The following is a 10703-nucleotide window of genomic DNA, read 5'->3' on the forward strand; positions in this document are numbered from 1 at the left end:
GTCGTCCGGGCTCAGAGCTTTTTTGTGATGACATCCTTGAGCGCCGTGTTCTCAAGCGCCAGATCCGCGTACATCCGCTTAAGCCGGGCATTCTCCTCCTCAAGCTCCTTGAGCCGGCGAATATCGGCCGCCTCCATGCCGCCGTACTTCGACTTCCACTGGTAGTACGTCGCGTCCGAAATGCCGAGTTCCCGACAAACGTCCTTCACCTTCCGTCCGCCCTCAACCTGTTTCAGCGTCTGGACAATCTGGCTCTCTGAGAATCTGCTCTTGCGCATCTGGGCCTCCTTGGGCTTAGTCTGCCCGGAGACCTCCAGTTTTCAATGGACCAATTTTCGGGGAAGGCGACAATTATGCGTCCATTGCCACCCGATGTGGAAACGGACGCATAAAGCTGGATCGGCGGGACTGCAGAAACAATGTGTTGTGGATGGTGATTGGACTAGCTTAATCAATGATTTAACACATAAAGCCGGATTTTGTGGCGAATGGACGCGTAAAGCTGTATTCTTAAAAAATAATTTAAAACAATGCCTTATGTAACCATTTTCCTTCGCTGAACCATGAAGCTTGATCGCACTTAACCCCAGGGTTTCGACCGAGGGCGACCAGGAAGTCAGAGGGCAGGTCAGCCGGCATCGATCTCACGCAGCATACTAACCATCTGCTCTTCGCTGATTCGACACTTCCTCATCGGCCTCTGCTCCGTGTGAAGAGGCCATCATCTCGAGTTTCGAATGGTCCGAGAATCGCCGGGCAGGTCAGAGCTCATGGACAAACTATATGAAAGATCCCCCCTAGAGGGCACTCAAGTATCCATACTGACATGCTGCCTTCTCGCCTGATGCATGCGCACTCCGCTTAAGGCAAGGATAACCAACCCCGCAGCCTGGACGGAAAGCGTTACCGTGAACGCGAATTTGAAGGCCGAGTCCGGGTAATGTCCTCCAGTGTCCGGGGTCCAGAACTGTACCATCGCCCCAATTCCCCACTGGAAGACGAACGCAGTTGCGAACGTCATGAAATTGACCGCGGTGCTGACTCTTCCAACGAATCGCCCCGGCACTTGCTGGCCGATCATTGCGAAGCACACCACCACACTTGTCCCGAAGAACCCGAACACGATCCAAATGGGCAACGGCACCAGCGGCCCAAGCAGGATAATCAGTGCAAGAGACAAAAGCATGATCGCAGAGCCCACTATCGCAATCACGATTGGGCTGACTCCCCACCGGATGACCACTGCGCCGAGAAAGCCGTTAAACACGTAGCCGCCAACCATTCCGCATGCGATCAGCAGCAGATAATGGCTAACAGTGGTGCTGTCGAGGCCGACCACGTAGTAGAGCCAGGGGCCCGCCCACAGGGTCTGGATCGCGATGAAGCCACCTTGAACCAAGCCGATTGCCGGGCCCACAGCGAGAAAGAACGGGTGTAACAAAGCCCGCTTGAGCCCGGCCATCTCTCGCCGCCACGAAGTTCTTCGCCGCACCCTGGCTTCTTCATCTGGCACGAATAGGTAGACGCACACTGCGGCGATCACGGTCGCCGTGGCAAGCAGAACGAAGACGGATCTCCAGCCGAACAGCCTCACCAAGGTTTCTGCCGGGGCCGTCGCCGTCATTGCGCCGACTCCGCCCACGGCGACGAGCAACCCCTGCGCGGGCATCAACCAGCTTATCGGCAATACCATGGTCATGGATTTGAAGGCGGCCATCATGCAGGCGGCGACCCCCAGGCCCATGAGTGCCCGTCCGACCGCAAGCACCAGAACACTCTCGGAGACGGCGAACAGGAGTGCGCCCATAACAGCCAGCAGGAGCAGCGCGACATCTACCCGTCTTGCACCGTAACGGTCCAGCAACACCCCCAGGGGTAGCTGCGCCAGGGCGAATGCCAGCATGAACGCGCTTGTCAGGAGTCCGAGATCCGCCGCACCGAGCCCGATACTCCGCACAAGGTCCGGCGCGATGACTGCATTAACGGACCGGTAGACGTGAGAGAGGTAATACCCGAAGCCGAACGGCAGCATGAGCCGGAGCAAGATGCCGATCGACGGTTTGCCTGCCGTGTGGAGTGGACGGGCTCCAGGAGCCGTGGCCATCGTCACTCCTTGGTCAATGCACAGGTACGAACAGGTCGAACTCCAGTCCATTGACTGGGGCGACGTCGGATGGAAACGGGTCGTGAGCGCGGTGACCGGCCGGGATCACAGGATCCCGGCCGGGTGGTCGTCAGCGTGGCCCTACAGGTGGCCGAGCTCGGAGCAGGCACGCTCAGCGCCCGGATGCAACTCGAACTCACCTGTATCTCGGCAGACAACGGCGGGATCGAACTCACTCATCGACGTCAGCGAGGAGCGCATGCGATCCGCGTTCTCAAGAACCGACTTCGTCAGCCCGTAGGCGAGTTCCTCGTCCATGTCCTCATGTACGAACAGCACATGGTCCACCGACGCAGTTGGAAAGGGCTCTTTTAGGGTGTCGTAGAACTCGGCTGGGTGATCCACTTTGATGTAACCGCCGTACTGCTCCATCATCTGGTCGACAATATGCTCGTCAATTGGTAACCAGACCAGATCGCGGACTGACGCATCGATGTCGAGCATGAATGCCGCAGGAGCGCGGGTCATGACCATCGACACATCCACATGGCCGTCGATCATCAGCGACGAATGCTCGCCCTGCGGATTAAAGGAGACACGACCGCCCCAGGCGCTTAGATCGTCCAAGGACACATCATATTGCTCCAGGACCCGACGCCCAGTCATCTCCCCCGGATTGCCACGCTGCAAGAACGCCCAGCGCAGAGAAGGCTCACGCTCAAGCAGTTCGCCGACCGTGGTGACACCCTCCGGCAACCGGCTTCCGCGAATCATGAATGCAGAGTGGCTTAGTGCGTTCAACCTGACCAGTGCGCGCAGATTTGTTAGGCCATCGGGCGCGCGGGAACCGATATCTCCCTCCCCCTGCATGGCGTCCGCGGTGGTGATGCTATCAGTTATCCCGATGGTACCGTTCGGATCTCCACGGGAAACATGGAATGGATTCGTCGTTCCCCCGCCGGAAACGGCCGAAACATTCAATCCATCGATATCCCTTTCCCAGTCGGAAACCCAGATGGACATCACCTCCATATAAAGGCCACCGACTGACCCGGCATACGCTGTCATCTGCTGGCCCTGCGCATATGCCCGGTCGACGTGTGTCATGCCGACGGCCAGGGCGATGCCCGTTGCCGCAATTACAAGTCTTGGAACTCGCATATAACTTCCTCCCGCAAGAATTTAATCTTCTCTTTTGATATTCAGGACGATGAGTTCCCGACGGAAACTCCCGTCCGCTTTGCGTCAAGCCATTGCCAGAGAATGACGGCCCCAACGGTGCTTGCAGCGAGGACGTCGGTTAGTGGCGATGGCATGACAATGGCGAGCAGCGAACCCAGCAAGAGCGCTCGTTGCACCATATTCAGTCGATGGAATAGCCAGTCGGACATGAGTACGACGAGACCTACCACGGCCACGGTTGTACTCAGGAGCACTTGCACACCAAATAGAAGGCCATGCTCTGTAATGTTGAGCAGCGTGGGGTTGTACGCGATGACGATCGGTATCACGTACGCGGGCATTCCCAGCCTGAGACCACGCATGCCGGCCCGCATGAAATTGCACTGAGCGATCGACGCTGCAGCGAAAGTCGCCACACAAACCGGTGGCGTGATGTTCGCTGTCAGGGCGAACAGGAAAATAATCATGTACGCGGTGAAGGGGTCGATTCCGAACTCCATCAGAGCCGATGCGCCGAAGAGCGAGGCAATTAGAAAGGCTCCCGTCACAGGCATGCCGAAACCAAGTAGAATCGTCATCGCGCCGACAATCAGAAGCGCGGGAAGCATGTGACCGCCACTCAGGTTTACTAGCAGACCGGTAACCTGGTAAGGCACGCCGGTCATCTCCAGGATGGCAACGCCGATCCCCGCGCATACCAGTACGATCCCGATAGAAACGACGCGTTGCATGGTGATGGTCAGGGCGCGAATGACTGTGCGCACTCCCATTCGAGTCTCTTTCCGCAGCCAACTGATTGGGATTACCGCCAGCGTTGCGACTGTTGCGGCGAAGTAGGGCGTGTAACGCAGTACGAGCAGGACGACAAGAATGATCAGTGGCAGAACGAGATGCCAGTAGCGGGACAGCAGCAACCAAATGTCCGTGCGCTCGTCGTCCGGTTCATAAATGCCGATGCCCGCCTTGGTGGATTCGATATGCACCGCAAGGTAGAGGGCAAGCACGTAGAAAAACGACGGAACCAGGGCGGCCATTGCTACATAGCCGTAGCTGACGCGGCTGAACTCGGCAATGATGAACGCCGCCGCCCCCATGACCGGCGGTAAAAGCTGGCCTAACTGGGACGCGCACGCTTCCGTTGCGGCTGCGAACTCTCGCTTGTACCCAGCCCGCCTCATTAAGGGGATCGTTACAGCCCCGGTCGCATAGACGTTCGCCGCTCCGCTTCCGGTCAGGGCGCCGAAAAGCACACTGGCCACGACCGATGCCTTTGCCGGACCTCCCTTCCGCCCCCGAGTCATTGCCACGATGATCTGCGACAGAAGACGCTCCCCGCCAGCGGCCTGCAAGAAGGCGCCGAACGCGATGAACATGAAAACGATGGACAGGGAGAGGGATGCCAGCGTGCCGTAGACGCCAGTGGTGGTCAGGAAGACGTGATCGAAGAGTTTCTCCGCGCTCGTGCCCTGATGGCGCAGGACACCCGGCAGATAGCTGCCGAGCAGGGTGAACACAGCGAAAGCGGCCACAATCAGCGGGAGGATCAGACCTACCACACGCCGTGCCAGTTCGATGATCAATGCCAGCGTGGTCAGGCCTACGATCCAGTCCATGGGCTCGACGGGGTCGAGGTAGACGAATCGATGGGAGATTCGATCGTAGTCATTAATGATGTAGACAGCAGAGACGATACCGAGAACCGCCAGTCCCCAATCGAACCACCGGGGCACGAATTCTTCCGCTATCTCGCCTTCGTCCTGGGTCTCCGGCGGACGCCGGAAGGGGAGTAACAGAAAACCGAGAAAGAGAAGCGCGCTGACGTGTATAGGGCGCGCAACCATCGGTTCCGGAACACCGGTCAGTGCGATGTAGAAGTGATAGAGCGCCACGGCGACCGTGACCGCGCTAAGCAGCCGGACTCCAAGCTTCATGTAAGCTTCTCCCCTCGCACGACGCGGAAGTGTTATCGGCGTTCAAGATGGATACGCCCGTTATTTGTTCTTCCGCTGCTTTTGGATGGAGCCCGGGAGAGTTTGACCCTCAGCCTCCCGGGCCCAGCCCGCCTGTCTAGGCGATTTCTGCTGCCTTTAGCGGCATTTTCATTTCGCGCAGAACAGCCTGGACCTTGCTGACGTCGACGTCGCGAACGGTGGTCCCGGACTTCAGGGCCACGGCTGCGGCGACGCCGGCCGCCTGACCCGTCGCCATGCAGGCGGGCATGTTGCGCGTGCGGCCGTGTGCAACGTGGTCCGCGGATATGCAGCGACCCGCCACCAGCAATTGTTCTACGTTCTGAGGTAGAAGCACGCGGTAGGGGATTTCGTATGGGCCGAGGCCTTGGAAGTCGACATCTGCGCCCTTGACCTCGTGAACATCCATCGCGCAATTGTCGGCGGCGATGGTGTCATCGAATGGCACGCAGTCGATCACATCATTGCCGGAGAGCATGTACTCCCCCTGGATATGGCGCGTCTCACGAACCCCCATCACCGGGGCGATCTGACTGATGCGCGCGCCCTCGAACCCTGGGACCATCTCCACCAGGAACTTTGCATACGCCTCGATCTGTCGGTAGATCTCAAGCATGGCGTCGCTGAGTTCCAGCGGCGAGAGGCCGTCAACACCCAATACCCTGGTGGCATTCACATAAAGCACGCCATTGGCGGTTTTCAGCGTGATGTTCTCGCGTTGAAGTTGAATACCCTTCTCTTTCTGGTACTTCTTTACCAAGTTGTTGAATCCTGTCAACCACAGGCCATAGTCGAGATCCTTATCATCCTCTGGAATCGCTCTCGCGGGCACTTCGTCCGGGTTTGCCTCCGCCCATCGCGCAAGCCTCGGCACGTCGACGTTTGACATGGTGAAGTACATGGAAACGGGCTGTACCGCGTGGGAATCCCCGTCGCCGAGGATGTAGGGCGCTCCCGCACCTGCGGCGATGTCGGCGTCGGCCGAGCAGTCAATGACTACCTTGGCGCCCACGTACTGCCGGCCACCCTTACCCTCGATGATGACCCCGGTGACGACTCCATCCTCTAGAACCGGAGCTGACACCACGGTCTCGAACAGCACCCGCACCCCGGCCTCATGCAGCAGTCGGGTCAGCAGCATCTTCATCATTTCCGGGTCGCAGGGCGAGGAAATCTTGACGTCCTTCACCTTGGTGGTAGCGACGTAATCGGCGCCAACTCCGCCCACGGAGCGGGCCAGATTCCAAATTTCCAACGGCAGGCCTCCGGACAACACGCCCGAAGGCTTGGTATTGAGCCCAAGGGTCATGTTGCCGCCGAGCGATCCGAAACGCTCGATCATGACAACCTTCTGGCCTTGCCGGGCCGCGGCCAGCGCGGCCATCGGCCCCGTTGTGCCGCCACCAACCACGACAACATCCGCCTCCAACAGGCAGGGTGTCTCGCGGGCCGGTTCGTTAATCGTTTTCACAGCAGTGGACATGGCTATCCCCCAATTCTCGCAAGCAGACAGTTTCGGATTTTTGGAATCAGCTTAATTGTTTCACTCTTGAAACGCTGATCCATATATGAAACATTAGAAGCTGTTGTTGAACCTGTCAAGCTAGTTCCGCGCGACGAAAGTGTAAGGTTGTTCCTGAAAATTCCGAGATATCCTCGGACTCATGAACATGTTCAGACAGGTGAGGTGAGCGGATGAAGGAGCAGGATTCCCCTGCCAAGGGTAAGCCGGATTACATCGTTCCTGGGTTGCTTCGCGGACTCTCCATCCTGGGCCTGTTCGGCTACCGACGCCCCACTATGCGCCTGGCCGATATCGCGCGGGAGTTGAATCTTCCGAGGGCGACCGCTTTCCGTCTTGTTTATACGCTCGAGCAGGAGGGTTACCTGCTGCGTATCAAGGAATCCGGGGCCTATTCCCTGGGACCGTTAGTACTGACTCTCGGATTCGACTACCTGCATTCCCAAGAGTTGGTACAGATCGCCGGGCCGCTACTGGACGGATTGCGAGACCGTACCGGAGCCAGCACACACTTGGCAGTGCTGGACAGGTTCGACGTGCTGTACATCTATCGGGCAGCGTCCCACGAGCGCCTCTCGAGTAACCGCCATGTAGGCTCCCGTCTTCCAGCGCACGTTAACTCGATTGGCCGTGCCATCCTGCTCGCTTTTTCCGACGAAGAGTTGAATGACATGTATTCTGGCGTTGACCTGCGCGTCGAAGGTCATGACGAACCGCGGGATTTGGAAGTTCTCAAGCGGTACGTGGCAGAGGAGCGGGAGAGAGGCTATGTCGCGGGATCGTTCGTTCCCGGGATTGCGCATGTTGCTGCGCCGGTGCGCGATGCATCAGGGCGCGCAGTCGCGGGTGTCAATGTCTCGGACTACGAGTCCTTGCCGTGCATGCAGGATATGCACGGTGTCCTCAAGGACGAGGTCCTGGCTACTTCAGCGGAAATTTCCAGTCGCCTTGGGCACAGCGGTCATACGCTTCGCGCAACTCCGCCCGAATCGAAGCGCTCTTAAACCGGCGAACAGCGGGCAGTGGGCATGGGGTTTCTTGCAACCGGCCCCTGATCGACCCTCCCTACTCAGAGGTGATCATGATTGAGCGAATATCTGGTGTATCCGCGGGCAGATCGTCTGCCACGGCCTGGCAGTCTCTGGTGTGGGCAGTGGCGACAGCAGGCACCAAGTCGGAGTCGATTGAACAGCAGACCCTGGAGACGTTGTCGAGGCTTGATGCGAACCTGGAAGCGTTGGGCGCCAACAAGCACGACATCGTCAGTGCCACTGTCTACCTGAGCGATATCGCCAACAAGTCAAAAATGGATACTGTCTGGTGTCAGTGGATCGGGCCCGATCCGTCTCATTGGCCACAAAGAGCATGCGTGGGGGTGGCTCTGGCGCCGGGGGATCTGGTTGAGATCGTAGCGGTGGCGGTCAAGCCTGAGTGATACGTCTTATCGTGCCATACGCAAGTTTCTGGTTGGTGGATTCTGACGGAGTGGCCTCGGCACGAATCGATTACCGACAACGGAACCCTGCCCACGAATCGGTTCGGCGGCTCCATTAGAAATTCGAGCCTTTCTGGAGGAATGCGGATGCGGATCATCATTACCGGCGGTGCCGGATTCATCGGGCAGAAACTGGCCGCGGCAATCGCCCGGGCCGGCACTCTGCCGGGCCCCGATGGTGGCGAGGCCGTCCGGGAGTTGGTCCTGTTCGACCAGGTGGAAGCGACGCCGCCTCCGGAAGCCCGGGTTGCTATACACACGGTCGCCGGTGACATTGCCGATACCGCCGCTCTGGATGCACTGTTCGCGGGTGGTGCCGATGTGGTCTATCACCTGGCGTCGGTGGTGAGCGCTGCCGCCGAGTCTGACTTCGAACTGGGCATGGGGGTGAACTTCGACGGCACACGTGCCGTTCTGGAGGCGAGTCGAAAGGCCGGCGGCGGTGCGACGCGTTTCATCTTCACCAGCTCTGTTGCCGTGTTCGGTGGCGACCTGCCCCCGGTGGTGGAAGACCACACCGCGCCGATGCCGCAGAACTCCTACGGCATTCAGAAGGCAATGGCGGAATTGCTGGTCAGCGACTATTCCCGACGCGGCTTCGTTGACGGCCGAGCCCTTCGCCTGCCGACCATCGCGGTGCGGCCCGGTCGGCCCAACAAGGCTGCCTCCACGTTCGCCAGCAGCATTATTCGTGAGCCGCTCCAGGGCGAGGAGGCAGTGCTGCCTGTACCCGAAGAGTTGGCCATGTTCGTCTTGTCACCACGCCAGGCGATTCAGGCGCTGGTCCACGCTGCCGGCATTCCGGCGGCGGATTTTGGTGGTAGCCGCAGCGTCATGCTCCCGGGCATTCGTGTCACCGTGGGCGAGATGATCTCGGCTCTGCGGCGGGTTGGCGGCGATGCGGCAGTGGCGCGAATCCGGCGCGAACCGGATCCCACTATCGAGGCGATCGTTGGCGGCTGGCCGGCGGATTTCGACACCGCCAAGGCAGAACGGCTCGGCTTCCAGCGTGACGAGGGAATCGACGCTATCGTGGAGGCCTTCATTGAGGACGATTCGCTCCCAGCCGCCCGCGCTGCGTTTGTGCAACACTGAGCCGTTGCAAGGCCCGGACGTCGCGCGAACCGTCTGGAAAAACGGGCTTTAGCGGACACACCTCCGTGTTTCCACCGCACTGCCAACGAGATGAGCGCGACCGCTGCGGGTAACTCTATTGAGGCATGGTCGTCTCCTCTGTACCCGGGTCGTTCTCGTTATGAACCGCCCCGGGTATCGCGGAGGCTCCAACTCTTGAGAGAATGGAGCCATGAACAAGACGAACAAGTTTTCCCCTGAGGTACGTGAGCGAGCGGTGCGCATGGTGCAAGAGCACCGGGGCGAGTATCCGTCACTGTGGGCGGCGGTCGAATCCATTGCTCCGAGGATTGGCTGTGTACCTCAAACGCTGCTGGCGTGGGTCAAGCGGGAGGAGACCGACAAGGGCCAGCGTGATGGCATGACCACTAGTGAACGCGAACGGCTCAAGGCGTTGGAGCGCGAGAACAAGGAATTGCGCCGCGCCAACGACATCCTGCGCACGGCCAGCGCTTTTTTCGCCCAGGCGGAGCTCGACCGCAAGTTGAAGTCGTAAACTCCTACATCGATCAACATCGGGACACTTACGGGGTCGAGCCAATCTGCAAGGTGTTGCAGGTTGCCCCGTCGGCTTACCGGCGCCATGCCGCCCGACAACGCAATCCCGATCTGCGCAGCGCCCGCGCCAAACGCGACGAGGCGCTGGAGCCGCAGATCCAGCGTGTCTGGGAAGCCAATTTGAAGGTCTATGGCGCGGACAAAGTTTGGAAGCAAATGAACCGGGAGAACATACCGGTGGCACGTTGTACCGTGGAGCGCCTCATGCGCCGGCTGCGGTTGCAGGGTGCGCGCCGCGGCAAGGCGGTTCGCACCACGATCCCCGACCACTCGGCGCCGTGCCCACTGGACTTGGTCAATCGGCAGTTCAAGGCCGATCGCCCCGACCAGCTCTGGGTATCGGATTTCACATACGTGTCGACCTGGCGAGGCTGGCTGTACGTCGCCTTCGTTGTGGACGTTTTCGCCCGGCACATCGTTGGCTGGCGCGTTAGCCAGAGCATGAATACGGACTTCGTGCTCGATGCGCTGGAGCAGGCGCTCTATGCCCGTCAACCAACCGGCTCGGAAAGCCTGATTCACCATTCGGACAGGGGCCGCAGTATGTCTCGATGCGCTAAACGGAAGGCCTGGCCGAAGCCGGCCTGGAAACGGCTGTCGGCAGCCAGGGCGACAGCTACGATAACGCGTTGGCAGAGACCATTGGACTTCCCCCAGTCTCGTGAGCACCCCGGCGCCTCATTTTGAGGCCTGCTCAAAGGCCTCGGGGCTGACGTCACCAAGGTGGCTATGGCGTCG

Annotated in this window: 7 protein-coding genes, 2 pseudogenes and 1 other annotated feature; of the genes and pseudogenes, 4 read left to right on the top strand and 5 right to left on the bottom strand. The window is 59.5% G+C overall.

What is annotated here, in order from left to right; translation table 11 throughout:
• Positions 1–17 precede the first annotated feature (17 nt).
• From J2T57_RS21895 to J2T57_RS21915, 5 genes and pseudogenes are all read right to left on the bottom strand, one after another.
• A pseudogene (locus tag J2T57_RS21895) lies at positions 18–278 on the bottom strand (transposase); the annotation flags it as partial.
• Between the two features lie 530 nt (positions 279–808).
• On the bottom strand, positions 809–2155 hold the full coding sequence (locus tag J2T57_RS21900) for an MFS transporter (protein ID WP_253485882.1): 1347 nt from the start codon (positions 2153–2155) through the stop codon (positions 809–811).
• A gap of 90 nt (positions 2156–2245) precedes the next feature.
• Positions 2246–3265, bottom strand: a complete 1020-nt coding sequence (locus J2T57_RS21905) for a TAXI family TRAP transporter solute-binding subunit (RefSeq protein WP_253485884.1) — start codon at positions 3263–3265, stop codon at positions 2246–2248.
• Between the two features lie 41 nt (positions 3266–3306).
• Positions 3307–5217, bottom strand: a complete 1911-nt coding sequence (locus J2T57_RS21910; protein ID WP_253485888.1) for a TRAP transporter permease — start codon at positions 5215–5217, stop codon at positions 3307–3309.
• 136 nt (positions 5218–5353) lie between these two features.
• A complete protein-coding gene (locus J2T57_RS21915) occupies positions 5354–6739 on the bottom strand; it encodes an FAD-dependent oxidoreductase (protein WP_301289637.1) in 1386 nt (461 codons plus the stop codon).
• A 212-nt stretch (positions 6740–6951) separates the two neighbouring features.
• Here J2T57_RS21915 and J2T57_RS21920 point away from each other — a divergent pair, with 212 nt between their 5' ends.
• From J2T57_RS21920 to J2T57_RS21935, 4 genes and pseudogenes are all read left to right on the top strand, one after another.
• Positions 6952–7782: an IclR family transcriptional regulator gene (locus tag J2T57_RS21920; protein ID WP_253485899.1), complete on the top strand. Its 831-nt coding sequence runs from the start codon at positions 6952–6954 to the stop codon at positions 7780–7782.
• A 77-nt stretch (positions 7783–7859) separates the two neighbouring features.
• Positions 7860–8213: a Rid family hydrolase gene (locus J2T57_RS21925; RefSeq protein ID WP_253485913.1), complete on the top strand. Its 354-nt coding sequence runs from the start codon at positions 7860–7862 to the stop codon at positions 8211–8213.
• A 147-nt stretch (positions 8214–8360) separates the two neighbouring features.
• Positions 8361–9368, top strand: a complete 1008-nt coding sequence (gene denD / locus J2T57_RS21930) for a D-erythronate dehydrogenase (RefSeq protein ID WP_253485915.1) — start codon at positions 8361–8363, stop codon at positions 9366–9368.
• A 211-nt stretch (positions 9369–9579) separates the two neighbouring features.
• Positions 9580–10609 (top strand): annotated as a pseudogene (locus J2T57_RS21935) (IS3 family transposase); the annotation flags it as partial.
• Positions 9858–9974 (top strand) — a sequence feature (AL1L pseudoknot). It overlaps the preceding pseudogene by 117 nt.
• Positions 10610–10703: the final 94 nt, after the last annotated feature.

The sequence above is a fragment of the Natronocella acetinitrilica genome, assembly GCF_024170285.1.
GTDB lineage: Bacteria > Pseudomonadota > Gammaproteobacteria > Nitrococcales > Aquisalimonadaceae > Natronocella > Natronocella acetinitrilica.

Coding starts and splice junctions, on each gene's coding strand:
- J2T57_RS21900 (WP_253485882.1), bottom strand. CDS start 2,155: ATGGACTGGAGTTCGACCTGTTCGTACCTGTGCATTGACCAAGGAGTG.
- J2T57_RS21905 (WP_253485884.1), bottom strand. CDS start 3,265: ATGCGAGTTCCAAGACTTGTAATTGCGGCAACGGGCATCGCCCTGGCC.
- J2T57_RS21910 (WP_253485888.1), bottom strand. CDS start 5,217: ATGAAGCTTGGAGTCCGGCTGCTTAGCGCGGTCACGGTCGCCGTGGCG.
- J2T57_RS21915 (WP_301289637.1), bottom strand. CDS start 6,739: ATGTCCACTGCTGTGAAAACGATTAACGAACCGGCCCGCGAGACACCC.
- J2T57_RS21920 (WP_253485899.1), top strand. CDS start 6,952: ATGAAGGAGCAGGATTCCCCTGCCAAGGGTAAGCCGGATTACATCGTT.
- J2T57_RS21925 (WP_253485913.1), top strand. CDS start 7,860: ATGATTGAGCGAATATCTGGTGTATCCGCGGGCAGATCGTCTGCCACG.
- denD (WP_253485915.1), top strand. CDS start 8,361: ATGCGGATCATCATTACCGGCGGTGCCGGATTCATCGGGCAGAAACTG.